Genomic DNA, 26,060 nt, shown 5'->3' with positions numbered 1-26,060 from the left:
GAGGCAGGGTCTTTAGCTGCGGGGTTAGCCCCCGCCGGGCGCAGGGTTTACGCCTTCGCTTCTTCGTCTCGCAGTTCACGGCGAAGAATCTTGCCCACGTTACTCTTAGGCAGTTCTTCACGGAACTCAAAGTGCTTGGGCACTTTGTACGCAGTCAGGCGCTCACGGCAGAATTCTTTCAGCTCGTTTGCAGACACACCTTCCTTCGTCGCAACAACGTAAACCTTAACCGCTTCACCGCTCTTGGCGTCTTCAACACCAACGGCCGCGCACTCCACCACTTTAGGGTGGCTGGTTACCACGTCTTCGATCTCATTCGGGAACACGTTGAAGCCAGACACAATGATCATGTCTTTCTTACGATCCACAATGCGGATGTACCCGTCTTCCTGGATCAGCGCAATGTCGCCGGTCTGAATAAAGCCGTCTTCGGTAAACGACTGACGGGTGTCTTCAGGGCGCTGCCAATAGCCGCGCATAACCTGCGGGCCCTTAACGCAAAGCTCACCTGGCTCACCCACGGGCGTTTCGTTGCCTTCATCATCAATGGTCTTAACGATGGTAGACGGAATCGGAAGACCAATGGTGCCCAGCTTAATGGCGCTGCGTGGGTTAAAAGTCACCACTGGAGAGGTTTCGGTCATGCCGTAACCTTCACTGATTTCACAACCGGTGACACGCTCCCACATCTTGGCTGCATCGCTGGTCAGAGCCATACCACCAGAGGCTGTCAGCTTCACACCCGAGAAGTCCAGCTTCTGGAAATCTTCGTTGTTGCACAGAGCAACGAACAAGGTGTTCAGGCCGATGAAGGCTGTGAACTTATGCTTCTGCAGCTCTTTCACGAAACCGGGAATGTCACGCGGGTTTGGAATCAGGATGTTATGCGCGCCTGCTTCCAGCATGATGCCGCAGTTCAGCGTGAAAGAATAAATATGGTAAAGCGGCAGTGGCGCGATAACCACTTCTTCACCTTCGGAAACCTGATCTTCCAGCATAGGGCGAACCTGAGTCAGGTTAGCCACCAGGTTAGCGTGAGTCAGCATGGCACCTTTCGCCACGCCGGTTGTGCCGCCGGTGTACTGCAGTACCGCCAGATCGTCCAGCTTGATTTCAACCGGGCTGAACTTTTCACGCGCACCTGCACTCAATACCGCTGGCAGCTTGTGGGCACCCGGAATGTTGAACGGAGGCACCATCTTTTTAACGTGCTTCACCACCGCGTTCATCAGCTTACGCTTGATGGGTGAATGCATGTCGGCAACTTCGGTGACGATAACGTGTTCAATGCCAGTGTGCGGAAGCACTTTCTCGGCGTTCTCAGCCATGTTGGCAAGAACCACAAGCGCTTTAGCACCGGAATCGTTAAACTGGTGCTCCATTTCCCGCGTGGTGTAAAGTGGGTTGGTGTTCACCACAATCAAACCAGCACGCATGGCACCGAAAACAACGACCGGGTACTGGGTGACGTTCGGCATCTGAACAGCAATGCGGTCGCCAGGCTTCAGGTCGGTTTTGTTTTGCAGCCAGGCCGCGAAGTTGCGGCTCTGAGTATCAAGATCTTTATACGTCAGAGTCACGCCGACCGCACTGAACGCAGGCTTATCTGCGTACTTCTTAACGGCCTGCTCAAAAACATCTACCATGTTTTTGTACTTGCTGAGATCTACCTCACGGGGTATGCCCGCTGGGTATTTGTCTTGATAGAACTGCTCAAAATCCATCACCATCTCCTGTCTGATAGGTGGCAATCGGGCCAAAAGAGCAACCCGACTAAAGTCTCAATCCTTAAAAGTGGAGAGAGAATAGCAGTTTTGGTAACGATGAGGTAGCTTTCAAAATTCTATCCTTCTACATCCACCAACGAGCCCTTAACCACGTGAGGTCACAATGAGCGATACCTTAGATATTCTTGAAAATATTACCTACAACGAACTGAACGAAGGTGATTCCGCGACCTTCACGCGCACCCTCACGGAAGACGAACTGATTTTGTTTGCTGCGGTATCGGGTGACGTAAATCCGGTGCATTTGGATTCGGAATTTGCTGCCGACACCATGTTTAAAGAACGCATCGCTCACGGGATGTGGAGTGGCTCTTTGATCTCAGCAGCTCTGGCAACTGTGATGCCTGGCCCGGGCACGATCTACTTAGATCAGAGCCTTTCCTTCAAGCGCCCCGTAAAACTGGACGACACCCTGACCGTGCACCTAACCGTCTCAGAAAAGGGCGCTAAAAACCGGGTCACACTGGCTTGCGATGTTCGCAATCAAAACGGTGATCAAGTGGTTGTCGGTGAGGCGAAAGTTATCGCACCTACTGAAAAGGTATCGTTGCAAAAACCCCGACTGCCGAAAATTACCATCGAAGGCTAACGGGCTAGCCCGGAAGGAAGTCAATCGGGAACTGAACCTTCCGGGCGGTAACCTGCGCCGCCCCGAAATTAAACATCTGTACCCTCATCGCAATGCGCTGCTCCAAGGTTGGATTGCTCAACTCGGACGCCACCACCCGGCAGGCTGATACGGAACCGTTCGGCTCGATCGTCAACTCCAGTGTCACCTTGCCCTCGAGGGTAGGATCTTTCCTAAGCTCTCGCTGATACAGCGAATAGAGAACGCTCTTTTGGGCATCGAAGACCTGCCGAATATTACTCATCGCGCGCTGCTTCGCGGGCTTGCGAGCGGGCTTTTCAGCCTTCGCCACAACGACTTCTTCCGGCGCTTTAACATCGGCAACCTGGTGGCCCGCGACCGCAACCTCCCGCGCCGGGCCTTCTCCGGTTTCTACACCACCACTGTCGGCCAGTACTTGAGCGCTCGGCGAATCCACCGACAGCCCGGTAGCTTCAGTGCCCGATACGTTCGCGCTCAATGTTCGGTTACGCTTCGGCTCGGTTTTGGTTAAAGCCTGCAAGCGATTCTTCATCGCGAACAAACCAGACTTCGAGGCCGTTTCACGGGCCTGCTCTGTGGTTTGAACGGGCTGTTCTGCTATTTTCGGACGTGGCTGCGGTTGCTCAGGCTTAGGAGCCGGCTCCGCTTTGGCCACCTCTTGCACTTTCTCGGGCTCAGGTTCCGGATCAGGCTGCGGTTCTTGCACCGGCTCGGGCTGCTTTGGCGGTTCCGGGGGTGGCGGAGCCACAAGCTTGGCAAGCCGCGGGGGTATACGCTCAGCTTCGGCACGATCAATTTCCGGAACGTCAAGATAGGGAATCAGCGCGGCCGGCACCATAAACAGGCCCATCACCAAAACCACAATAGCAACGAAACGCCAGCTCTCAGCGCGGTCACGACTCCACGGCAAGCGGGTATCACCGCGACCTGCGAAGCGATCAACCATTGCTCACCTCCGCCTCAACCGCGAGCCGAACCTGACGGAACTGCTCATCGACACAGGTTTGCATAATACGGCGCAACAAGCGGTAATCAGTATCTCGGGCTGCCATGATGGTAATTTCCAAACCCTGCTCAGGCACTTCGTCCCAGCGGCTGCGACGGTAAGCCAGCTCTTCAGACAAGCCGGCTATCCGAGTGCCGGTCGTTTCGATGCCCTCAAGAGTCGCAACTTCGCGCCCCTGCACAAGTATCGACTGCCCACTGACCTGTACCGTTAGGGTTTCAACCGCCTCCTGTTCCGCCGAAGAGGTCGGCAAGGGAACGTCGGCGTTGTTTTGCATCACTTTCACATCAGAGGAATTCACCATCAGAAAGAACACCAAAATGGTGAAGATATCCATTAACGACACCAGGTTCAGGCCACCCGCTTTGTGCATCCGGCTGTAGTGCCGTTTCCGCATCCGAGCTCTTCGGGAAGTTTTCATACACCCTCCCCTTCTGCCGCTTTAGGGCTTTGCGCCAACACACGGTTTTCAGCCGCATCCATCAATGAAATATCAGGGAATAACTCCGCCTCAACAACACTGGTCGCCACAACCGCAGGGTAGGAGCGTACCGTGTCCATCACCGATACCAGCGTTTGATAATCAACGTCGGGTCCGACTTCCAGAATCACGTCGGTTTTATCCGGAACGTGGCGTTTAATCTGTTGTAGAACGGAACGCAGCCCTTCGTAATCTTGTGCCTCACTCTTTGCAGGCAACACCTCGATAAGGCCGCGGTCGCTGTCGGCAATTTCCAAACCAGTGGGGATGACAGTGACAACCAATCGCAAGTCTTCCGCTGCGGGCGCTTCACCGGCTTTCATCCCCGGAAAGTTAAGCTCGATCATCCGAATCTGGCTGAAGACCATGCCCAGCAACAAGACTGGCACAAGCACAATCATCAAATTCATAAAGGCCGTGATGTCCAGTTCCGCTTCGGTTGTTAGCCGGCGGTGTCGACGTCTCATATCGCCCTACTCCTGTTTTATCTGGCTTGCGGGTCTACAGTGTCACGCTGTGGCGCTGCGAGCTTCAGGCTCCGAGACAATATTCAGGAGTTTGACGCCGGCCATTTCAAAGCTGTCGACGATTTCGTTGGTTCGGGTTTGCAGTAGCGCGTGGAACAGCAACAAAGGAATGGCTGAAATCAAACCGAATGCGGTGGTGTTCATTGCCACGGAAATACTTTCAGACAGCAGGCTCGCCTTTTGTGCCGGGTCTGCAGCGGCCACCGCCGTAAATGCTGCGATCAAGCCAATGATGGTGCCAAGAAGGCCGAGCAAGGTTGCCACGTTCGCCAGTGTCGCCAGATACTGAGTGCGTTTTTCGAGTCTCGGAAGCACTTCCATCAGCCCTTCTTCCATCGCGTACTCAATATCTTCACGGCGACTGTTATTTAGCAAGCGGGCAATACCTGCACCGAGAACAGAAGCAATTGCACTGTCCGAACTGCTTGCGGCTTTCATCGCTCGGGAATAATCCCTTTTTTGCAGAGCCGGCAATATGCCCCGTTCAAAAGCCATACGGTTTCGGCGACGCACCGAGCCCAGGTATATAAATCTCTCCAGCGTGATAGCCAATCCAATCGCCAGCACAACGGCAATCGGATACATGAAAGGACCGCCTTCCTGGAAGAATCGGATAATGGTGTCGAGCATGATGTTATTCTCCGTTGTTACTGCTGAGTCACGGTTTATCCCGGACGGGAGCCACGTTCGTTGGCTCCAGCACCAGTGGGTTCAGGGTTTCACGAAACAGCCGATGATTTTCAATGGCTGTCGCGTTAACCGAGTGTGTTAGTTCAGGTATTTGGTGATTCAATTCCGCCCTTGGCCTTCTCGGCAAGCTAGGACCTTGCCATGGCAAGATATAAAGAATTCGCGGGTCGTCCTCGCCCGAGTTGGCAGATAGTCCAGCCACTTCCAACACAGGAGCCTGAGTTTCCTCGACGGGTTTCGCTGGGTTCGCGCTTACGGGCATCCCGATCAACAACGCAAGACTGAACAGAAGTCCTGCTCTCGCAGTCACAAGCATCATTGAAGCCTCCGTTCCAAATCAGCAATCCAGCCGGCAACCGATTTATCTTCTGTGCCAGATAACTGCTGATACCGCTTGTAGTGCACCAATGCCTTATCTAACTGGAGCAAATACAGCTCGGAGATCACCGCGAGGTTGTAATGCAGCTCCGCGGTTTCCGGCGAGGCCCCTACGCCTTTCTCTAACAGGTTTGCCGCCTCTGAAAACCTGTTTTCGTCTTTCAGAACAAGCGCCAGGTTATTAACTGTCACCGCGTCGGCAGGGTTGAGCTCAACCGCGCTTTGCCACGTTTGTATGGCGGTTTCTACGTCGCCCCGGTCGTAGGCCTGCTTGCCCTCAAGAGCCAACACACTCGCCCGCTCCGGCGAATACACGGGGTTGAGTTGAGCCGTTTCCGAACCGGGTCCGTTACTTGTGGCGGCACATCCCGAGATAAGGGTGACCGCTGACAACAGTAGGCAAAGGCCTGTTTCACGTGTGCCGTTAAACACCGTCGTTCTCCTTTTCTGCCCATGTCATCCAACGCAGGTTTCGGCTATACCGGCCCGGATGCATGGCGGCCAGCGCTTCCAGACTCTGCCCAACCCATTCGTCGTAGCCGTGGGTCCTGATCTTTTGGTGATTCTGAGTGTGCAACTCCATTGCCCGCTCTTCGACCGGGTATGCTTCTTCCTCAAGCAACATCTGGTACTGCATGGTTTCCAGCTCATTAAGCTCGGCCGGCACCTCTGATGCCATCAAATCGGCTGCCAGTACACGGTAGAGCTCTGCTCGCCTAAACAAGACCTCCGTTACCACAGCCTCACCCGCAAATGTTTCGGCTTCGAGCAGGTAATTCTGCGCTCGCTCCAATGCGGCCTGCTTACTCACTAAGGTTTCTTCCAACGGATGAACCAAACCGATAGCTGCAAACTCTTCTGCAGCTCGCACCCCGAGAGTCAACGCGGCATCCGCAGCCCATGAAAGCGTTTCGTCGGAATGCCACTGGCTTTCAGACTCAATGGCGACCAAAGCCTGTAAAGTCCCAGAATCCGTTGCGCCAGATTTAATTAGCCGCTGCCGCATTGTTTGTTGTTGTACATGTTCACCCGCGGTCGCAGGGCGTGGCGCAACAGAGAGCCACTCGCGGTACAACTCATTGCGACGTTCGGTTTGATTAGATTCGTGGTAAATAGCCGCTGCGCGCAAACGCTGAGGCCAAGGATCAGGCAACCGGGAGGCGGTGGCGAGAAGTTCGTTAGCAGCCTTTAATGGCTGGCCAGACTGCTGATAGGAATAGACCAGTTTCTCGCTGACCTGCTCCGCCAAAGGGTGCTCTGCATAATCGCCTCGAAACCGATTTAACTCATTGATTGCGGCCAGCCATTCAGCGGCCTTCAACAAGGTATTTGCGGCATCAAAACGGGATTTAATGGCCAGCTCTGAGCCGGGAACCACATGTACGACCCGCTGAAAATGTGCAACAGCTAGGGCCGCGTTGCCCGCTGCTGCCGCTTGCTCACCCTGCTTGTATATCGCTACCGCCAACTGCTCGCGGATATCATTTTGCTCTTGTGCGGGAACGGCCAACTGGTTTTCGGTTTCTGCAAGAGTGAGCGCTTGTCGCCACGCTCGCTCAGCCAGGCCGAACTCGCTCTTGTGCTGTTGCACCCGGGCGATGACCAGCCATGCTGCATACCGTTGTTCAGAGTTTGGCGAATCCCAATCCAGTGTTTTCTTCGCATAAGCCAGCGCTCTCTGGTAGTCGCCCCGGGCATACCAGCGGTTCGCCAAATCGGCACGCAAGGCCGACACGCGCTCATCAACCCCAAAGGCCTGAGAATAACGTTGTTCTTCCGCACTGAGCGTTGCTAACGCTTCCGATTGATCGGTGGCTCCCGGGCTTTGGCCCCCTTCTGTCAGCACGCTTCTGAGCAAGGTGATGGCAGCCCATCCGGCTTCATTTGCTCGGTCATAGCCTGCATCGTAGGCTGCCAGTCGGAAATTGGTTAGGGCTTGTGTGCGATGCTCTGCCAGCAATCTGGCGTCACCCGCCAAATGCATTAACTCACCGTCTGCCACCGAGCGCCCACCCAGCATTTCGTAATATTCCGCTGCCTTAGCCCAAGAACGCTTCGCTTCAACACCCTGCCCGTCAGACTGATACCTTGAGCCAGAAGCGTAATAAAAGTCCGCTAATGTACGGCCATACAACTGCCAACGCTGCTGATGTTGAACGGGCAGTTGCTGGAAGTCATTTGCAGCAAGATACTCTGCCACGAACGTCTCTTTGGCCTGCCTGACTTGGCGAGGCTGTCCCGCCATTTCCCAGAACTCAACATTTTGAATCAGGAAATCCGGTTTGGACTCATGTTCCGTGTACGCACGGACAAAACCATTATTTACGGCTACAGCTTGGGCATATCGGCCTTCGACAGCGTGCAAATCGGCCAATCGATCGTAAAGGAGATAAAACCACGGTGATTGGGATCGGCTGGCTAACCAACGCTCAAGAGTTTGGGCATCGTCCAACCGTGAAGCCATCAGTGCCAGCACCCGGAAACTGTCTTCGACCATATCGAGGCTGGAGTGGTGAGGCTGCTGGATCTGTTCAGAGCTGGGCAATTGTTGGTCCAACAGCTCCATGAACGTTCCCGCCGCTCGGCCCCAGCTCTGCTCACCCTGCTTGAATTGACTCCACCCCTGCATGTAACGGGCTTTGGTGGCCAGCTCGGAACGCGCACCTGCCGTGATCAAAGCCCGGTACCCGTTTTCGGCCTCAAGGTAGCGTCCGGCTGAAAACTCAGCCTCGGCGATGCGGAAGCGAGCTTCAGGAACCAGCTCCGATGTTGGGTAGAGCCCCACCAATTGCCGCAATCGTTGAATAGATTCCTGATGCTGCCCTGTCAGGGCGTGCGCTTTTGCCATTTGATAAAGCAGCTCGTCTAAGCGCCCCGAAAAGGAGCCTCGCGACAGAATGTTTTCATAGCTGCCTAATACGTCTTCGTAGATTTCAGCCTCTTTCTCTTCCGAGAAGCCAATATTCTCCCCCGAACGGTCGCGTATGTTATTCAGGCGATTCAGCGCGTCGATTCGTACCTCTGGCTCGTCTGAATCTTCAAACAACTTCTGATACCGGCGGGCTACTTCAGCGGGAGAAATAGCAGGCAAAGGACGGGATTCAAACTTCAAGAACACCGGTCGCATATCACGCAGCGTTTCGCCATCTTTCCCAAGCTCTACCCGGAATGATTCCTGAGCGAACACATGGCCATGCCCTACCAATGCCACCACCAACAGGGGCAGAAGCCGTTTAAAAACGAAACGAGGGCTCATCGTGCATCCTCCCCTAACGTTTCCAGAGCGAGGTATTCATAGAGATGCGCAATTTGCTGTTCCGTTTTATCGAGAGCGTGTCCCATCAACTGAGATTGATGATCAACAAACTCCAGTGCAAAGCTATCCAAGACTGCCGCAGCCTGTGCCCTAGCCTCGTTTACTTGTGCTTGTAACCGATGTATCTGGCCTTTCAAGTTTCGTGAGTCAGACAACATGTTCTTGATGGCAGGACCCGAACTTCCCCCTTCCAACAAGTCCGTCAGCGCAACCACAAACACCGAGAGGTCATGGGCATTGCGGTTTAGCTGCGCTGTCATCTCGTCAAGATGGGCCACTCGCCCAACCGCATCCTGAGCATGAGGCTGTTCGAGAAACTGCAGCAAATACGCCATCCGGGGCTGCGTTAACGTTCGGCTATCCGCCAAAAACCATTCGGGGCCGGTGTTTCGGGCATCTTCAACCAAAGCCTTGTAAGCGCCCTGCTTTTGAATTCTTTGACCGAGCTCGTTCAGAGTCACGCGCTCACCCTGATAGGCAGCATTAGCCGCCAACCAGGACTCGCCGGCCTGCCCCGGGTAACCCGCCAGATCGTAACCCCGCCCCATACCGATCCAAGCATCAGTCACACCGGGAAACGCCAATGGAAACTTCTTGGCACGATGCCAACTTTGCATGGCGGCCCGGTGATTGCCTTTATTTGCCAGCGCCAGTCCATGAAGATACAAAGCTTGAGGCGCGTAATAGCTATCAAGCGTTACCTTCTCGAGCAGAGTAATCGCTTTGTCGTGATCGTCGCTCTTCAGCGCAAGGTATCCAGCCCGTAGGTGCAATTGATTGAGGAGGTTGATACGGCGCTTTTCATTGGGATCTTTAGCGGCCATTGCCATTGCCACTCGGAGAGACACAAGCGCTCTTGTCGAATTCAAGTCGTCCCGGGCAAAGTCATTGGCAAGATTGAGATAGCCCAGTGCCGCCCAGTACCCCTCGTTCATCTTGGCGAGGTAGCGCCCGGCAGCGTCTGTTCTACCTTTGGCCCGTTCCTGCTCCGCCAGCTCGAATAGTTCGTGTTCTCGCCGTTCACGATGAAGGCGATTCGCTTCGGCTTGCTGCGAGGGCCGAGCGGGTTCAAGGGATGCCGCTGTGCCAGTAGGCGCACCGTCTCCATCAGAAAACCGTGCTTCCGGTTCAAATTCGGGTGCTGTGGCGTGCAAAGCCATGTGCAGTTGCTTTATGACTGACTGCTTAACAAAACGGTGGACCAATTCCCGGCGCACAAACCGGTTATCGTCAGTGCGAGCATTGACCACGGCTTTGAGGCGATGAGAACCGCTGGACAGATTCCCTTGATACAACGGCAATGATTGCCCCTGCGCCAAGGCATTTCGCTCGTTTTCGGTGTAGCGATGAGAGGTGACAAGCTGATTGTCGAGATAAAGCTCCAGCGAGTCGACGACCAGTGTTCTCGGCGTGGCAATAGCAAAAGCCAACGCCACACGGGTATCCGCATGAGGCAAAAGTTGCTGCTCTACCGCACGCACGCCCTCGGTATGTCGCGCAACCATATCGGTAAGCTGCCTCACCTGAGAGTCAATCGATGCAGCGTGAACACTGGCTACCATAAACAAGGCCAGCGATCCGGATATCCAACGCTCCAACATCCTTGGAGCAATAATCCGGCACAGTTGTGATTTTTGTTTGCCGAACATAGTTGTCCTGTGGTGTCTGGCCGCAACGACGACGGCAGCCGTGTAACAATTCGAAATAAAGAGTAACACCGGCTAACAACCAAGAACGGTATCCATTTCACCAAATGAACATTTGAAGTGTCAGCACTGGAAGAACTGTCGATATATTTGACAGATTGTGCCTGAAAAGGACGTTAAGAGCAGACGACCAAGGGCAGGAAGAAACATCAAGTTATTGATTTACTGGGATATCAAGGGGGTGTGGCCTAATCCCTGCTTACTCTATGCAAGCGGGCGCGCCATCAGGCTGCACCCGCTTGAATATGCCGAGCTTTGCCGATGCTGCAATACGCATCGGCTTTTTTATGGGCGATCGAAAGGCTATTTGGTCAGCTGTTTCATGGCTGATTCCAGACCTTCGATGGTCAAAGGGAACATATGGTCGTTCACCAACTGCCGGGTAATACCCAGAGAACCTCCAGTGCCCCAATAGCTTTCCGGCAACGGGTTCAACCAAACTACTTTGTGGAAATGCTCGGTCACACGCTGCATCCAGGTTGCGCCGGCTTCTTCATTCCAGTGCTCGATAGACCCGCCAGGATGGGTAACTTCATAGGGAGCCATGGTGGCATCACCCACAAAAATCACTTTGTAGTCCGGCGTGTATTTATGAAGAATGTCCCAGGTGCTGGTGGTTTCGTTCATGCGACGAATATTGTTCTTCCACACACTTTCATAGATGAAGTTGTGGAAATAGAAATATTCCATGTGCTTGAACTCAAGCCTGGCCGCTGAGAACAACTCTTCGCATACCCGGATATGCGGGTCCATAGAGCCGCCCACATCGAAGAAGATCAGGACCTTCACGGCGTTATGCCGTTCTGGCACCATTTTCAGATCCAAATAACCGGCATTTCGAGCCGTTGACCGTATGGTGTCATCGAGATCGAGCTGATCGGCCGCCCCCTGGCGGGCAAACTTGCGTAAGCGACGTAGGGCTACTTTGATGTTGCGAAGGCCAAGAGTGATGCTGTCGTCCAGGTCTTTGTAGTCCCGCTTCTCCCAGACCTTCACCGCCCTTCCTTGGCGGCCATTTTTCTGGCCAATTCGAAAACCTTCCGGATTGTAGCCATTGGCCCCAAAAGGCGACGTACCTCCGGTGCCAACCCACTTGTTTCCTCCCGCATGGCGCTCTTTCTGCTCTTCCATACGTTTTTTAAAGGTTTCGATCAGTTCTTCAAGGCCACCAAGCGACTCAATTTTTGCCTTTTCTTCTTCGCTTAGGTGCTTTTCGAACTCAGCTCTCAGCCACTCGTCGGGGATTAATGCCTCGAGCAAATCGTCGAGGTTTTCGATGCCGTCAAAGTAGGCCTTGAATGCCCGGTCAAACTTGTCGAAATGCCGTTCATCCTTAACCAGGCAGACACGGGCGAGATAATAGAACTCTTCCATATCGGCAAACGCCAGACGCTGCTGGATAGCTTCCAGCAGGTCCAGAAATTCCCGCAGGCTGGCCGGTACTTTCGCGCGGCGGATTTCGAGAAAAAAATCAATCAACATAAAGCGGTGCTCTAGCCAGCAATCAGTTGCGACGACGCGCCATAAACGCCAGTCTCTGCAGCAGATGAACGTCTTGCTCGTTTTTCACCAGCGCACCGTATAGCGGTGGTAACGCAGAGCTGCTGTCTTTTTCCTGCAGTGCTTTGGCAGACAACTCATCGGCCATCAATAGCTTCAGCCAGTCGATCAGCTCAGATGTGGATGGTTTTTTCTTCAGGCCGGGCACTTTGCGCACGTCGAAAAACACTTCCAACGCGTCACGGACTACCTGCTGCTGCAAACCCGGGAAATGGACATCCACGATGTCTTTCATGGTGTCGTGGTCCGGGAAGCTGATGTAATGGAAGAAGCAACGACGCAAGAAAGCATCTGGCAGCTCTTTTTCGTTGTTACTGGTGATCACGATGATCGGACGCTTCTTGGCTTTTACGAATTCTTGGGTTTCGTAAACAAAGAACTCCATGCGGTCGAGCTCTAGCAACAAGTCGTTCGGGAACTCGATGTCGGCTTTGTCGATTTCATCAATCAGCAGGATCACCTGCTCATCAGACTCGAAGGCTTCCCACAATTTGCCTTTAACGATGTAATTGCGGATGTCTTTAACTTTCTCATCGCCAAGCTGGGAATCACGCAGCCGTGACACGGCATCGTACTCGTACAGGCCTTGTTGAGCCTTGGTGGTTGATTTGATGTGCCATGGAATGAGCTTCATTCCCAGAGAGGCCGCCATTTCTTCCGCCAACAAGGTTTTGCCGGTTCCGGGCTCGCCTTTGATCAGCAACGGGCGCTGAAGCGCGATGGCTGCATTAACGGCCATTTGCAGGTCGTCGGTGGCTACGTATTTTTCGGTACCGGTAAACTTCATGTGTCTAGTTCCTGTTAGTTACTTTAAAACTTAATCTTTTTTGGTTTTGTCGTCAGGCAGATCGTCGAATTCTGACAGATCGAAATCCTCTAAACCAAATTCTTCCAATTCATCTTTGTATGATTCCGGCTCAGGCTCGATCGTCTCGGTCACTTCGGGGATCTCGTCTGCTGCTTCAATTACAGCTTCTGGCGCCAACTCAGGCACGTTTTCGAGCTCTGGCTCTGGCTCTGGCTCTGGCTCTGGCTCTGGCTCTGGCTCTGGGACAGTTTCCTCAAGAACCGGCAGCACTTCTTCAGGCACTTCTTTCTCTTGTTTACGGCGCACGGCAAATATTGCAAGCCCCACAATGATAACGATCAGGGCCGCAATTGCACCCAGTAGCCAGACAGGAATACCCCACAAGGTACCTTTCTCGGGTTCGTGAATCGGTTGCGCTTTAACCTCCGGTGATTTCGGTTCAACCGGTTCCGGAAGAGGCTGGCTGACGACCACCGTTTCACTCGGTGATTCAGGCTCTACGGCAGGCTCGGTTTCCTGTGCCGGTTCAGGCTCGGTATTGTCGGCATGTTCAGGAACTGAGGCATTGGCCATTTCCTCGCCATTCAGAGACAGGGTTTCCAAGGGCTGACTCAAGTCCGGTACCAGGGGCTCTGACACCACCGCGACCGGCGGCTCTTCGCCCGGAATAACAAAACTGGTGTCGGCGCTGAACTTTCGGGCAAAGGTGCCGCCATCGGCGACCACTTCAACCCGATAAACTCCCGATTTGGACAATTGTTTCAGTGATTCGCGGTAAACTCCATCTGCAGGTGGCGGCCCAGCGGACAGCACTTTGGAGCCCTTTCGCTTGTTACCGGAACTGAGCGACAGCGTTACTTCCATCACATCGAGGAAGCCGGGATCTTTCAACGGCTCGTTGTCCTCGTAAAAAGCCACTTCAATCTCGAGCGGTTGTTCCGTGCTGAATTGCGACGGAATCGGGCTGACAACCATCCTCAGATTGCTCACCACCGTGACGCGGCTACCCTGCCCCAGCTCACCGTCAATCTTCCATTCGCCCGCTTGAGGGTCGGTCACGGTAATCAAATCGTATCCCGGCTCGGCCAACCAGCGAACGCTATCGGGCGCTTCCGAAACGGTGAACAATTCGCCACCCGGTTGAGCCAAGCGGAGCTGACTCTGCTCCGAAGATGGCCCGCCGGTAAAAATGAGGGCAGTAAACTCTTCGACACCCTCATCGACTGAGAACTGATTGCCTTCAATAGGGAGTTGCGCCTGGGGGGCTGCGGCGTTCAAGGCATTAGCAAACGCCAGATTCAAGGCTTCGGCCGAACGCGCCAACCGGAACGTTCCGCCGGTTTCCTTCGCCAAAGTACGTAGAAATGAAACGTCGGCAAACTCCGACAAGCCCACCGTGTGCACGGTTAACCCTTTCGCCTTCAACCCCGGCAGCATGGATTCAAGAATCCGCTTTTCCTCAGCACGGCTGGCCGCCTCGCCGTTCGGAATATCGACTTTACCGTCACTCAAAAGAATCAGGTGGGTGTGTTCGAGGGTGCCACCCGACAGCCAATCATTGCTGGCCTTTTCAATCGCCAACCCAAGATTGGTGTGCAGAGCAACGGAATTAATCTGCTCTGAGCGCTCAACTGCGGTGGTGCGCCACGCCTCATCAACCGAATCATGGGGCACCAGCATGTTCACGTACTGGCCAAACGTCCATACCCCCGCATCCGCTCCGTCGGGGAGCAACCCCGCCAATAACCTAACGGCTGGGCGCCGAAGGTTATCAGGATCCGTCTCTTTCATAGATCCCGAGATATCGACAACAAGCCGAACATCGATGGGCGGTGAACCGGCTGCCGTTTCAGCTGCGGACGCCTGCCATGGCATCAAAATAAGAAAAACGACTGACAACAGACTAGTTATTCGGTTACTTATCACGGGTCGCCCACCAGTTATTATTTGGATCGTTGCCAGAGGTTATTTGCGCACGAGTCGGTATCGGACCAAGTCAAGAATCCACACCAACAGCATCACTGCAGCCGCCAAGCCAAAATTAAACAGCGCAATACCCGCGGCATCAATATCCCCAAGAATCAGTTCGTAGCCTGCATACAGCCATGCAGGAATCCACCATCCTGCAAGGTCTGGCGATTCAACCGGCGTAAGCACCAGAACCGTCAGAGCCGCCAGCAACAGTGTACGAAAACCATAGAATGGCAAAAATCGAAACACCGCCTTCATCATGAAAAACAGCACAAGAAACGCAACAGCGTATGCGCCCCAGAAAATGGCATAAGCCAAAGAAGCATCTGCATCAATCATTAGATAATCCAGTGAATTATATGTTCTTCCCATTCCTCTTCCGGCACATCGCTTTCGGAGGTTACTCTACCTTGTATGGACAACCCGGCCTTGCGCACCGAATCCGGGTCACCCGACCTTAGCGGGTGCCAATCGGCCAGTGGTCGCCCTTCGGCGAGCGTTCGATAGGCGCAAGTATGGGGTAGCCAAGCATACTCACCAATCGTATCGGGCGTTAGCACCGTGCATTCCGGAACCACATCCGACCTATGAGAATAGACCGTGCACTGGCCATTTTCGATGTTCATACACCGGCAGACCAGGTCTGTGTGGTACACGTCGCCGGTTTCTTCATCTTCAAGTTTTTGAAGGCAACATTGGCCGCAGCCATCACACAAAGACTCCCATTCTGACGGGGTCATTTCATCGAGGCGCTTACGCTGCCAGAATGGGATCTGAGCGCTCATTTTTTATGCTGCTCTACCTTGCGCTTGAAATCGACAATGTAGGTATCCTGCTCTTCGGGCATTTGCAGGAAAAATCCTTTTTCTTCCAGCGCATCCAATACTTCTTTGCCGGTTGTTCGGGCCAGCTTTTTGTCCGGCGTCAGCAGCAAATCCATGGCATGGGCTGGCTGACCAAAAATCGACCGGAGAGCTTCAGGAAGCTCTTGCCAGTCGTGACCTCGACGAACATAAATGTATGTGTCCATTTTCTTGGTACTGCGAAACACCGATACAAATTCACGGGTGGTCATGGCTTTACAAGTTCCTCAATATCTCTAACGACGGACCCTAGCAGTGTTGCGCGCCAGCCCTCGAAAAAAGCTTGCCCCTGCAGCGACTGGTCTTGAATCACTTTCTCGATCCGCTTTCTAGGCGCCATGATTTCTATCGGTATATCATGGTGTTCAGCGACTTTCTTAAAATATTTTTTAACACTTTTATAGAGCGCTTGCTGGTCTCGGGTAAGCGGTCTTTGGATGGCTTCAAAGCCAGAGGTATCGGCTTCTTTGCCTGCACGAACGAGTGTCAGCAAGTGTTCACCGTAACGTTTAACAACCCCACCAGGAACACCCTGCACATCGTTCAGCTCGCTCAAAGAGTTGGGGCTTCGTTCTGCGATGGCAATTAACAGCGCATCACTCAGAACGCGATTTCGGGGGCGATCCACTTTGTGACATTCTTGCTCACGCCATGCCGCCAAACGCTGAAGCACGGCTTGCTGCGAAAGAGTCAACGTCCAACCGCCACGAAGCTTGAGATAATGCCGGTCAACATCTTCAGGTGCAGCGGCTTCGTCTGCAAACCGGCGCGACTCTTCAGCCAAGGCGTGCTCCAAATTGCGCTCTTTCAGCTTGGCGATCACCCAGTTTGCCAGCGGCTCAAGATACCGAATGTCGTCTACCGCGTAACGTTCTTGCTCGGGAGAAAGTGGGCGCGATAGCCAGTCTGATCGTGTAACAGACTTGTCCAGACTTTCCCCAAACAGAGACTCAACCAATCGTGCATAGCCTACAGAGAAGCCCGCACCGGCCAGTGCTGCGCCAATCTGCAGATCGAGAAGACCTTCGGGTGCCACCTGCAGCCAGTGCCGAAACAACTCGAGATCCTCACTCATGGCATAAAGCAATTTGGGGCGCTCGCTGTCTGACAGCATCTGGCGGAAATTGGTTGAGGCCTCCGCTACATTTGGCTCAACAAGCCAGAAATCACCTGCCCCGCCCAATTGCACCAAACCTGGGATTGGATGGAAGGTGGAAACCCGCTCGAATTCGGTATCAAGCGAAACGGGCGAGCCGGCAGGGAGACTGGTCAGCCACTGGTCAAGCTGCTCCGGAGTGTCCAGCCAGCGAATGGTTTCCGGCGCTGGCGGAACCGGCAAGGCCGTATGGCGTTGAGTCATAAATTAACCTGGAACTATTCAGATAGGGGTTTGCGGCCCCGGAAGGCATGCGTGAGGGTAAATCCATCGACATAACCCAACTCGCCGCCTACCGGTATACCGTGCGCGAGACGGGTGATCAAAATGTTTTGGCCATCCAGACGATCAGCTATGTAATGGGCAGTCGCTTCGCCTTCAACGGTAGGGTTAGTCGCCAATATCAGCTCGGCCACTCCTTCTTCGCGAATCCTTTGCAATAGCCGCTCAATACCGATTTCTTCAGGCCCCACTCCGTCGATGGGAGATAAATGGCCCATGAGTACAAAATAACTGCCGCGATAATCGCCAGCCTGCTCGATGGCCAACAAATCCGAGGGGCTTTCGACAACACATAGGGTTCCTGTGCGGCGCTCGGGTTTGGCACAAAGCTGACAGATCTCGGTGTCCGAGAAGTTCTGGCAACTGCTGCACCGGCGAACATTATCCATCGCCTGATTCAAGGCACCGGCCAGACGGACTCCGCCTGAACGGCCCCGCTCAAGCAAATGGAACGCCATACGCTGCGCGGTCTTCTGGCCTACGCCGGGTAAACAGCGAAGGGAATCGACCAATTCATCAACCAAAGGGCTGAATGCCATGAATACTCCTCAAACAACAACGAAACCGCGCTCGGTTAGAACGGCATTTTGAAGCCCGGTGGCATGCCCATTCCAGACATCAAGCCGGACATTTTGTCTTTCTGGTTTGCTTCGACCCGACGGACGGCGTCATTCACCGCAGCAGCCAGCAAATCTTCCAGAATTTCCTTGTCTTCAGACAACAGCGAAGGATCAATGTCGACTTTACGAACATCGTGACGGCCATTCATCGTGACCTTGACCATGCCTGCACCGGACTCGCCCGTCACTTCCGCTTTTGCGGCTTCTTCCTGGGCCTTTTGCATCTGCTCTTGCATCTGCTGGGCCTTTTTCATTAGATCGCCCATATTATTCATCATGCGGTTATCTCCTACCTGTCTCTATCGGGCGGATGCTTTCTTCGACAACCCGCCCTTCAAACCGTTCAACAATATTCTGTACCAACGGGTCTTTACGAATCGATTCCACGGCTGCCTTCAGGCGCGCCACCCGCTGTCGTTCTTCAAAGGCAGCCGGTGTATGCAAACCCGGCTCACCCTCTTCCACTTTCAACTGTGTGGCGTCACCAAAGCGCAATCTCAAGGCCGCAAGAATTTTTTCTTCGTGCCGTTCATTCAAAAGCCGGGCATGGCCTTCCTCGAGGGTTAATACGACGGTATCACCATCACGCTTCATTGCGCTGTAGCTGGCAAGATTCCCGGGCATTCCGTTAATGTCCAAAGACCGGTAGTCTCGCTCCCAAACGAAGCCATCCTCACTGACAGGAGGCGCCAACTCAATGTTCGGCGATTCATTCGTATGCTCGGTGACAGACTGCGGTTCCGGTTCAGCCTGCTGCGCCTCGTCAGGCATCGGCTCGGGTTCTATGACAGCCGTGACGGGCTCCTCTGCAACGGCAGCAGGCACGGGTTCCTGAGGCGCTGTCGCAAACCCCGGTTCATTTGGTTCAGGATCCCACGGTGGCGCATCATCCATGACCTGAGGCGGCACCGGCTCAGGTTGCAGAGCGGGCTGCGGTGCAGCGGATGCACTTGCCTCTGGCACAACAGGTTTTGGCTCAGGCTGAGGTGCTTGCTGAGCGACAGACGGTGCTCGCGCAGGCTCCGGTTCGGGCTCTGCCCGTTCTGTCCGCCCCGCACTTTCATTACCACTTGAAGAAACAGCGGGCGGCGCTCGACGATCAGCACCGGGGCGGAACGCCAACATGCGCAGCAGAGTCATTTCAAACCCCATCCGTGCATCCGGGGTAATCGCAAGATCTTTTCGACCCATCAACGCAGTTTGATAAAACAGCTGGGCATCTTCGGCACTGAGCTTGCGCGCCAGTGCTTGGGCTTGAGCGGCATCCCCCATAGCATTATCAGCGCTGCCCGGCACCACTTGCTCCATCGTGACACGGTGGAACAGAGATAAGAGGTCGGCCAGAATAACATCGTAGTCCGGCGCAAAATCAGAGATGCGATTGATCTCGGCCAGTAACCCCGGACCATCCCGCTCTACCAACGCATCAACAATGCGCTCAATGTCTTGCTTGTCAATGGTACCCAGCATCGTACTGACGTCGCTTGCAGCCAGCTTCTGGTTTCCAAACGCTATAGCCTGATCAGTCAGACTCAACGCGTCGCGCATACTGCCATCCGCCGCTCGGGCCAATAGCCACAACGCCGGATCTTCGAAAGGAATTTGCTCTTCCGCCAGCACCTTTTGCAAATGCCCCACGATGTGCTCGGGTGTCATTCGCTTGAGATTGAACTGCAAGCAGCGAGACAACACGGTAACGGGCAGTTTCTGGGGATCGGTCGTCGCCAGCAGGAATTTTACATGCTCAGGGGGCTCTTCCAGCGTTTTCAGAAAGGCGTTAAACGACTGGTTGGTGAGCATGTGGACCTCGTCGATGAGGTACACTTTGTAGCGGCCGCGCGATGGCGAATACTGAACGTTATCGGTCAGCTCTCGCATGTCGTCCACCCCGGTTCGGGATGCCGCGTCAATCTCGATCAGATCAACAAACCGCCCGTCCAGGATCTCTTTACAACTGCCACATTCGCCGCAGGGATTGGCCGTAATCCCCGTTTCGCAATTCAGACAACGGGCCAGCAAACGACCAATGGTGGTTTTACCAACACCGCGAGTGCCGGTAAACAGATAAGCATGATGAAGCCGCTGGTGCTCCAACGCGTGTACAAGTGCCTGAAGCACATGCTCTTGCCCCACCATATCTTCGAAGGTACGGGGACGCCATTTTCGGGCTAAAACCTGGTAGCTCATGATCCGCCAACTGCTCTGAAATCAGGGCTTAACAATACCATGGACCCGTTGCCAGAAGAAGGATGATCACGCTAGCCTGCCGTTTCCGCCATCTTGTCCAGAGCACGAATACGGCGCAACTCATGCCCTTCAAACATAGACTCCCTCAATAACCGAAGCGCCTCGGTTCGGTCTTGCGGTGCCAAACCTTCACTTTGCATCACTGCCTGTTTACGCTGCTGGTAGTCAGCAAGCCGCTTTTGCCATTGCTGACGCTCTCTATCCACTGCTTCAAGCCTGGCGGTTGCTTCGGCACCGTATCGCTCCAACCTTAAAGCACGCACCTCAGCTTCGCTTGCTCCGGCTTCTCGTAACTCCTGTACACGAAAAACGGTGCTGACCACCGCCTCTGAAGTCTCTTTTGATCTCCGAACGTGCTCAGGAAGATTTTGATCAATCTGCGCCAGCGCCCTACTTTTTTCGGCATCGCTTAAACTGTCATCCGCCATCACGCGCTGACGTTCGAGCGCCAAACGTAAACGACGCTCCTCCACACCGTAGAACCCTTCAGCCACATCAGACCCCAGATACTCCCTGCGCAAACCGTAGACAATATCAAAAGCCGCAAAAATATCGGCCGACGATGTGCCTGCATCAGGCTCCATCTGCTCGGCAGCTTCGCGATAGGCAAGATACCGGTCGAGAATATCGAAAACTTCGTGTTGCACCGATTCCGGAACGCCCTTTGCAGCCATCACGGCTTGCATCCGCTGCCTCATTGCAGCCTCATACTGCCGCCCCGGAGCAAGTCCGATAAAAAAATCGAGAAAGCGGCGAAGCTGTCGGTCCAGGACCAGGTTTCCGTTCATATCGACCCGAACCGCGCCATCGATATCAATATCGGAGACACGCTCATCCCTTGGTAACGCAGGCAGTTCTTGCGTTTGATCGGGAGACGTTAAAGCAGGGACAGGACTCTCGGCATGACTGACAACAAACGGATTTTGATCAACAGACGCTGTGCCTGCCCCTTCGCTGAAATCCGCATCAGCGTACCAATAGAACAACCCCGTGCCCGCCGCCACAAAGAGCAATACACCAAAACAAACAAAGATGTAACGCTTACTCATGAACCACCTCTAGGGCGGGCCGAACAGGCCCGCCCGGCATAAAGACCGTATCAGAGCCCCAGATTCTTGAGGCGATTGGCCTGCTGTCGATACAGCTGCACCGGATCGGCGGCATTGCGCCCGACCAATCCAAACAACAGATTCACCTGATCGAGATGGTTATGGGCGTAATCAACCCCAAGCACCTTACCGACTTTCATGCTGCAGGCCGGCACCAGGCCGTCTGTCGGCTCGTCAAACATCGGCTTCAGCGCCAGTAGCAACGCGTCACTGGCATCCAACACATTGGTCCAGACCTTGTTGCCGCCCCAGGAGTAATAACGCACTCCATCAACGACTTCTTCACCATCGTTGCCGCAGTAGGTAGAAGGCAGGCCGGCAGGGAACTGCGCGTTAAACGCGAGGGAGCCGTCTGTGCTGAGTGATTCGATCGCTGCTCCGGTATCCTGCGGCAACCCGCCACCACCTGAGAAGGTGTCAATCAAGCCAAAGAAGAAATTGCCCAGACCGTCCAACGCACCATTATTCGCGGCATCCGCAACCGGTGTTCCCCAGTTAACGCCACCGACACTGGAAACCGAAGCCACGAGGTCAGGCCGAACTCCGGCGACGTAACGAACGGTGGGCCCACCATGACTATGACCAATCAGGTGCACCTTTTCAGCCCCGGTCACCGCCACGTACTCTTCGATTTGGGCAAGCAGTTGCTCACCGCGAACCTCGGTGGAATTTGCTGCCGACACTTGAGGCACGAACACTTCAGCCCCGCTTTCGGTCAACGCCTCAGGAATGCCATTAAAGTATTCAACGAAACCCAAGAGCTTGTTAAAGCCAGACAAACCGTGCACCAGCACAATCGGGTGTTCCGTTTGAGTGTAGGTATCGGCTGTTTTTCCGAATAGCCAATCGAACCATCCGGCAGATGCAGATTGCGAAGACAAACCAATAGCGAAGGCGCCGGCCACAACAGCCAGCTTTCGATTCGAGCGTTTCATTTCATCACCTGTTTTTTTGTTTTAGTTCAGAATGCAACATATCGAGCCAAATCAGCTTAGCGCACAAGCATGGCTGGATTTGCGAACATGGTCACAAGTGCTGAACAGACAAACAGGTCTTAAGGGGCCAAAAGAATCTGGAAACGAAAGATGTTCAAGGGAGGAAATGGGGGTGACCCCACCAGCAATTCTCCGGCACACAATTCCACCGCTTCGGCTGCTCCCTTCCGGGCCTGACCGGGTTCACGGTTTCATGTTGCGGAGGCACCAATGGGGCCACCATAACGGCGTTTCAGAAGAATTCCCTGAAAGCGGCGCGAATAGTATCAGAGAGTTACAGGGACTACAACGCCTATAGCGGTAAAGGCACTTCATCTTGTCGAAACCAACAGGCAATGCTGTATCGGGTGCGCCGTGCTGGCAAGACTTCATGGGGAACAGATTCGCTCAGGAAGAACGCGGCACGCCCGGTTTCCGGCCTCAACAAGCCGACTGGCGACTCTTGATCGACGACATCAAATACCCTCAACTCCCCGCCGTCCTCGAGCCCCCAATTGTCGTTCAAATAGAGCACCAGACTGATCATTCGGGACGCCCTGCCTTTGAAACTGTCAACGTGCCTCTTGTAGAAATCTCCCGGCTGGTACGTTGAGTAATGCGCCTCATACCGCTTCAAACCCAAAAACAACCGCCGGTTCAAGCCGTCACGTACCTGATCAAAAAAACGAAATAGCTCTGCCTGGGGTGCGCTGGCTCCATCCATCCAAACTATCTTGTCGCGCCGTACGCTGCGGTCTTTCAGCAAATCGATGCCTCGACCGATGCCCGCCCGGGTCATGGCTTCCGTTTTATCGAGAATCTCTACCTCTCGCTTTAACTCGCTCAATAACCCCGAGGGCAAGCGAGCACCCAGGTCGCACTCAACCCAAGCCGTGCCTGCAAGACCATCCGCGAGCTCATCAAGCCAAGATTCATCCACTAGGCTCGGTGCGGAGGAAGACTCTCCGATGCTTTTCGGGTCATCGCCGGCTAATCGATCCATGGCTTCACCACCTCGTTCAAGCCTTGGCTCAACCAGCGGCACCACAACACCCTTTGTCTTCTCTGAGTCCATTAACAGCGCTCCAGCAATTTGAGATATTGTATGACTAAAGTCGCCGAATTGGCGCTTTTATTTTAACCTGATAGTACGCAAATGCACCTAAACAAACGGCACCACCATGGCTGAACGCAGCGACAAACCTTCGACTACTTTGGCTCCCGGCCAATGGTCTTTCACTCGTTGGAAAACCATTGGCCAACTGGAAGCTCTGGAAGTACAGCATCCCTTGTTTGAAGCAGCGATCACCCTGCAGGGGGCGCACTTGGTGCATTTTTCTCATTCCAACGAGAAAAACTGGCTTTGGTTAAGCGATCTCGCGCGGTTTCAGCCGGGACGGGCCATTAGAGGTGGCATCCCCGTATGCTGGCCTTGGTTTGGTGACCCGGCTCGAAATCCGCCGGCAATCCGCGCTCACGTTAAAACGCCCTCGGCCCACGGTTTTGCCCGCACAGCACTGTGGCAACTGGAAGATGTGAGCGAGAGCGCCCACGAAGTGGAAATCAGCCTGTCTTTGAATGCAGGCGACGAGTTTCACGAGGTGTGGGAAGGTCATGCGTTGGCGCTGATCACATTCCACTTTTCACTCCGCGGTTGCCAAATCGCCCTTACAACAACCAATCTTGCTCACGCACCTATGGCCTTAAGCCAGGCCTTGCACACCTATCTGCCCACTCCTGACATCACCCGCACACGGCTTCTCGGCCTGGGCAACAGTCAATACATCGATACGTTAAAAGACTGGAACTATGCGACTCAGGACGGCCCCGTTTACTTCATGGGAGAAACCGACCGGATTTATGAATCCGGCGACGTGCTGGTCGCAACAACACCCGAAAGGCGCACCAAGCTGATCGGATTTGGCAGTGACTCTACGGTTGTTTGGAACCCGGGTCCTGAAAAAGCTCAACGGCTTTCGGACTTCCCTGATACTGGCTGGCGAAACATGCTGTGTGTCGAAACGGCCAATGCGGCCGGCGACTATCGAGTATTAAATATCGGCCAGAGCCACACACTGGGTGTATTGATTGAGCGGGGATAATTTATAACGTTAAACCGCCAGCATGAACCGGGATTCAACACAGGGAGCAGGTATGAGCCTGGCATCATTTATCAGATCAAAACTGATTTCAACCGAATCAGACAACCAGATTGACCGCATCGAAAAGCCAATCGGCACCCTGGGCTACGACCCCTGGGGCTTCAACAGCGACATGGCCAAGATGGGTATGGGACTCGCCCGCCACGTTTACGAGAAATATTTCCGGGTTGAAACCAGCGGTATAGACAACATACCAGCCGAAGGCCCAGTTCTCCTCATTGCTAACCACTCGGGCCAACTCCCCCTTGATGGCATTCTCATTGGTTATGCGCTGGCCAACCGCAAGGTCAAACCGCGCCTGCCTCGCGCCATGATTGAGCGCTTTTTCCCGACCGTTCCCTGGCTCGGCAATATGCTGAATGAAGTGGGCGCCGTTCTGGGCGACCCGGTGAATTGCGCCAAGATGCTTGAAAACGATGAAGCCATCATCGTATTCCCTGAAGGCGTTCGCGGCTCCGGCAAGCTCTATAAAGACCGTTATCAGCTTCAGCGTTTCGGTAACGGTTTCATGCATCTGGCAATGAAGTACAACGCCCCCATCGTTCCGATTGGCGTGGTTGGCTGTGAAGAAACCATCCCGGCGATAGCCAATATTAAACCATTGGCTAAAGCACTCGGCGTGCCGTACGCACCCGTTGCACTACCCTTCATATTCCCTGCAAAAGTGCACCTTAACTTCGGCGAACCTATGTATTTCGACGGTGCAGAAATCCCTGAAGAACAAGTCACCGAACGTGTAGAAGCGGTTAAATCTGAGATAAACCGGCTCATTGACAAAGGCCTAACTGAGAGAAAAAGGTTGTTCTGATGCCAGAGAAAACCAGACCACAAATTCTAGTGACAGGCGCCGCCGGTGCACTCGCCCAGCAAGTCATCAATAAACTCAGCGACACCTGCGACATCGTCGCCGTTGATTTCCGCGAACAAGTCGACTTGGGCGCCAAAGTTCCTAGCTACTGCATCGACTTCAACAAGCGCGTGTTTGAAGACCTGTTCCGAAAGTATCAGTTCGACGGCGTTATTCACTTGGGCCGCGTTCAATCCAGCGAGCTCAACCGCATGCGCCGTTACAACGCCAATGTTCTGGGTACTCAGAAACTGCTTGATTTGTCCCACAAATACGGCATTAAGCGAGTAATCGTTCTGTCTACTTATCACGTGTACGGCGCGGTTGCTTATAACCCGGCACTGATCGATGAGTGCGCGCCATTAAAAAGTGCCGGCCTGAGTGCCGACCTGGTTGATTCAGTGGAGTTGGAGAACCTGGCCAACCTGTATTTGTGGCGCTACCCCGAACTCAACATCACCATTTTGCGTGCCTGTAACATCGTCGGCCCCGGCGTACGCAACACCATGAGCCGCTTGCTGAGCAGCAAGGCCGCACCCGTTCTGGCGGGTTTCTCTCCCATGATGCAATTCATCCATATCGACGACATGGCCGATGCCATAACGCTGGCTTGGCAGAAAACAACAAAAGGAGTATTCAACGTGGCGCCCCACGACTGGGTTGCCTACCAGCAGGCTTTAAAACTTTGTGGTTGCACACGCATCCCTATCGTTTCAGTGCCGCCGGTTCTGCCCAAAACCATCGCCAAGATTCTGCGACTTCGCAGTTTCCCCCACTATCTCTTGGCGTTCTTCAAATATCCGGTTGTGATTGACGGCCGAACGTTTGCCAAAGAGTTCAACTTCACGCCCAAGCGATCGTTGACAGAAATATTCGGTTATTACCGGGACAACAAATAACCCTGTGAACGGAGCAGCTAAATTGGCAATTTAAATGGACGCAAACAGAGGTTCGAAGCTA

At 54.0% G+C, this 26,060-nt stretch carries 26 protein-coding genes and 1 other RNA gene; 4 read left to right on the top strand and 23 right to left on the bottom strand.

Features of this window, described 5'->3' with window-relative positions:
* Window positions 1–47 precede the first annotated feature (47 nt).
* Window positions 48–1,724 (bottom strand): long-chain fatty acid--CoA ligase, encoded by a 1,677-nt coding sequence (locus tag DOQ08_RS04285; RefSeq protein WP_114333636.1) that lies wholly within the window; start codon window positions 1,722–1,724, stop codon window positions 48–50.
* A 166-nt stretch (window positions 1,725–1,890) separates the two neighbouring features.
* On the opposite strand from DOQ08_RS04285, the gene DOQ08_RS04280 reads away from it, so the two are divergent.
* A complete protein-coding gene (locus DOQ08_RS04280) occupies window positions 1,891–2,376 on the top strand; it encodes a MaoC/PaaZ C-terminal domain-containing protein (protein ID WP_114333635.1) in 486 nt (161 codons plus the stop codon).
* Between the two features lie 4 nt (window positions 2,377–2,380).
* On the opposite strand, the gene DOQ08_RS04275 is transcribed toward DOQ08_RS04280, so the two are convergent.
* The 22 genes from DOQ08_RS04275 to DOQ08_RS04170 all read right to left on the bottom strand — a co-directional run bounded on the left by DOQ08_RS04275 (window position 2,381) and on the right by DOQ08_RS04170 (window position 23,166).
* Complete coding sequence (locus DOQ08_RS04275; RefSeq protein ID WP_114333634.1) at window positions 2,381–3,343, bottom strand: AgmX/PglI C-terminal domain-containing protein; 963 nt, start codon at window positions 3,341–3,343, stop codon at window positions 2,381–2,383.
* Complete coding sequence (locus DOQ08_RS04270; RefSeq protein ID WP_114333633.1) at window positions 3,336–3,824, bottom strand: ExbD/TolR family protein; 489 nt, start codon at window positions 3,822–3,824, stop codon at window positions 3,336–3,338. The genes DOQ08_RS04275 and DOQ08_RS04270 overlap by 8 nt, the downstream gene beginning before the upstream one ends.
* Window positions 3,821–4,351: an ExbD/TolR family protein gene (locus DOQ08_RS04265; protein WP_114333632.1), complete on the bottom strand. Its 531-nt coding sequence runs from the start codon at window positions 4,349–4,351 to the stop codon at window positions 3,821–3,823. Before DOQ08_RS04265 ends, DOQ08_RS04270 begins: the two co-directional genes overlap by 4 nt.
* A 42-nt stretch (window positions 4,352–4,393) precedes the next feature.
* The gene (locus DOQ08_RS04260) at window positions 4,394–5,041 is read right to left on the bottom strand and encodes a MotA/TolQ/ExbB proton channel family protein (RefSeq protein WP_114333631.1); all 648 of its coding nucleotides are present in this window, start codon (window positions 5,039–5,041) and stop codon (window positions 4,394–4,396) included.
* A 28-nt stretch (window positions 5,042–5,069) separates the two neighbouring features.
* Complete coding sequence (locus tag DOQ08_RS04255) at window positions 5,070–5,420, bottom strand: hypothetical protein (RefSeq protein WP_114333630.1); 351 nt, start codon at window positions 5,418–5,420, stop codon at window positions 5,070–5,072.
* Window positions 5,417–5,911, bottom strand: a complete 495-nt coding sequence (locus DOQ08_RS04250) for a tetratricopeptide repeat protein (RefSeq protein WP_114333629.1) — start codon at window positions 5,909–5,911, stop codon at window positions 5,417–5,419. Before DOQ08_RS04250 ends, DOQ08_RS04255 begins: the two co-directional genes overlap by 4 nt.
* Entirely contained in the window at window positions 5,904–8,735 is a 2,832-nt protein-coding gene (locus DOQ08_RS04245) for a tetratricopeptide repeat protein (RefSeq protein ID WP_114333628.1), read from the bottom strand. The genes DOQ08_RS04250 and DOQ08_RS04245 overlap by 8 nt, the downstream gene beginning before the upstream one ends.
* The gene (locus DOQ08_RS15975; RefSeq protein WP_206074769.1) at window positions 8,732–10,444 is read right to left on the bottom strand and encodes a tetratricopeptide repeat protein; all 1,713 of its coding nucleotides are present in this window, start codon (window positions 10,442–10,444) and stop codon (window positions 8,732–8,734) included. The genes DOQ08_RS04245 and DOQ08_RS15975 overlap by 4 nt, the downstream gene beginning before the upstream one ends.
* A gap of 360 nt (window positions 10,445–10,804) precedes the next feature.
* Entirely contained in the window at window positions 10,805–11,983 is a 1,179-nt protein-coding gene (locus tag DOQ08_RS04235; RefSeq protein WP_114333627.1) for a vWA domain-containing protein, read from the bottom strand.
* 22 nt (window positions 11,984–12,005) lie between these two features.
* Window positions 12,006–12,848, bottom strand: a complete 843-nt coding sequence (locus tag DOQ08_RS04230) for an AAA family ATPase (protein ID WP_114333626.1) — start codon at window positions 12,846–12,848, stop codon at window positions 12,006–12,008.
* A 30-nt stretch (window positions 12,849–12,878) separates the two neighbouring features.
* The gene (locus DOQ08_RS04225) at window positions 12,879–14,660 is read right to left on the bottom strand and encodes a hypothetical protein (protein ID WP_406565337.1); all 1,782 of its coding nucleotides are present in this window, start codon (window positions 14,658–14,660) and stop codon (window positions 12,879–12,881) included.
* A 174-nt stretch (window positions 14,661–14,834) separates the two neighbouring features.
* Window positions 14,835–15,179: a hypothetical protein gene (locus DOQ08_RS04220; RefSeq protein ID WP_114333625.1), complete on the bottom strand. Its 345-nt coding sequence runs from the start codon at window positions 15,177–15,179 to the stop codon at window positions 14,835–14,837.
* Window positions 15,179–15,625, bottom strand: a complete 447-nt coding sequence (locus tag DOQ08_RS04215) for a YcgN family cysteine cluster protein (protein ID WP_114333624.1) — start codon at window positions 15,623–15,625, stop codon at window positions 15,179–15,181. Before DOQ08_RS04215 ends, DOQ08_RS04220 begins: the two co-directional genes overlap by 1 nt.
* Window positions 15,622–15,915 carry a YcgL domain-containing protein gene (locus tag DOQ08_RS04210; protein WP_114333623.1) on the bottom strand — a complete coding sequence of 98 codons (294 nt, stop codon included), beginning with the start codon at window positions 15,913–15,915 and terminating at the stop codon, window positions 15,622–15,624. Before DOQ08_RS04210 ends, DOQ08_RS04215 begins: the two co-directional genes overlap by 4 nt.
* Window positions 15,912–17,063: a ribonuclease D gene (locus tag DOQ08_RS04205; RefSeq protein WP_114333622.1), complete on the bottom strand. Its 1,152-nt coding sequence runs from the start codon at window positions 17,061–17,063 to the stop codon at window positions 15,912–15,914. Before DOQ08_RS04205 ends, DOQ08_RS04210 begins: the two co-directional genes overlap by 4 nt.
* A gap of 14 nt (window positions 17,064–17,077) precedes the next feature.
* A complete protein-coding gene (gene recR, locus DOQ08_RS04200) occupies window positions 17,078–17,680 on the bottom strand; it encodes a recombination mediator RecR (RefSeq protein WP_114333621.1) in 603 nt (200 codons plus the stop codon).
* A gap of 35 nt (window positions 17,681–17,715) precedes the next feature.
* Window positions 17,716–18,039: a YbaB/EbfC family nucleoid-associated protein gene (locus DOQ08_RS04195; RefSeq protein WP_114333620.1), complete on the bottom strand. Its 324-nt coding sequence runs from the start codon at window positions 18,037–18,039 to the stop codon at window positions 17,716–17,718.
* A 4-nt stretch (window positions 18,040–18,043) separates the two neighbouring features.
* Complete coding sequence (dnaX, locus tag DOQ08_RS04190; protein ID WP_114333619.1) at window positions 18,044–19,948, bottom strand: DNA polymerase III subunit gamma/tau; 1,905 nt, start codon at window positions 19,946–19,948, stop codon at window positions 18,044–18,046.
* A gap of 71 nt (window positions 19,949–20,019) precedes the next feature.
* Window positions 20,020–21,057 (bottom strand): lipase secretion chaperone, encoded by a 1,038-nt coding sequence (locus DOQ08_RS04185; RefSeq protein ID WP_114333618.1) that lies wholly within the window; start codon window positions 21,055–21,057, stop codon window positions 20,020–20,022.
* 50 nt (window positions 21,058–21,107) lie between these two features.
* On the bottom strand, window positions 21,108–22,052 hold the full coding sequence (locus tag DOQ08_RS04180) for an esterase/lipase family protein (RefSeq protein WP_114333617.1): 945 nt from the start codon (window positions 22,050–22,052) through the stop codon (window positions 21,108–21,110).
* Window positions 22,053–22,228: 176 nt separating this feature from the next.
* An RNA gene (ffs, locus tag DOQ08_RS04175) (signal recognition particle sRNA small type) lies at window positions 22,229–22,325 on the bottom strand.
* A gap of 79 nt (window positions 22,326–22,404) precedes the next feature.
* The gene (locus DOQ08_RS04170) at window positions 22,405–23,166 is read right to left on the bottom strand and encodes a 2OG-Fe(II) oxygenase (RefSeq protein ID WP_114333616.1); all 762 of its coding nucleotides are present in this window, start codon (window positions 23,164–23,166) and stop codon (window positions 22,405–22,407) included.
* 106 nt (window positions 23,167–23,272) lie between these two features.
* Between DOQ08_RS04170 and DOQ08_RS04165 the strand changes: the two genes are divergently transcribed.
* From DOQ08_RS04165 to DOQ08_RS04155, 3 genes are read left to right on the top strand one after another with little or no spacing between them, the layout of a single operon-like run.
* Window positions 23,273–24,193, top strand: coding sequence for a D-hexose-6-phosphate mutarotase (locus DOQ08_RS04165; protein WP_114333615.1), 921 nt, complete (start codon window positions 23,273–23,275; stop codon window positions 24,191–24,193).
* Window positions 24,194–24,245: 52 nt separating this feature from the next.
* Window positions 24,246–25,061, top strand: coding sequence for a lysophospholipid acyltransferase family protein (locus DOQ08_RS04160; RefSeq protein ID WP_114333614.1), 816 nt, complete (start codon window positions 24,246–24,248; stop codon window positions 25,059–25,061).
* Window positions 25,061–25,999, top strand: a complete 939-nt coding sequence (locus DOQ08_RS04155) for an SDR family oxidoreductase (protein ID WP_114333613.1) — start codon at window positions 25,061–25,063, stop codon at window positions 25,997–25,999. The genes DOQ08_RS04160 and DOQ08_RS04155 overlap by 1 nt, the downstream gene beginning before the upstream one ends.
* The last annotated feature ends 61 nt before the right edge of the window (window positions 26,000–26,060 follow it).

The organism is Marinobacter litoralis, from assembly GCF_003336705.1.
GTDB classification, from domain to species: Bacteria; Pseudomonadota; Gammaproteobacteria; order Pseudomonadales; family Oleiphilaceae; genus Marinobacter; species Marinobacter litoralis.
Note: the sequence above shows the minus strand (reverse complement) of the source record. Positions and strands in the feature narration are given on the sequence as shown.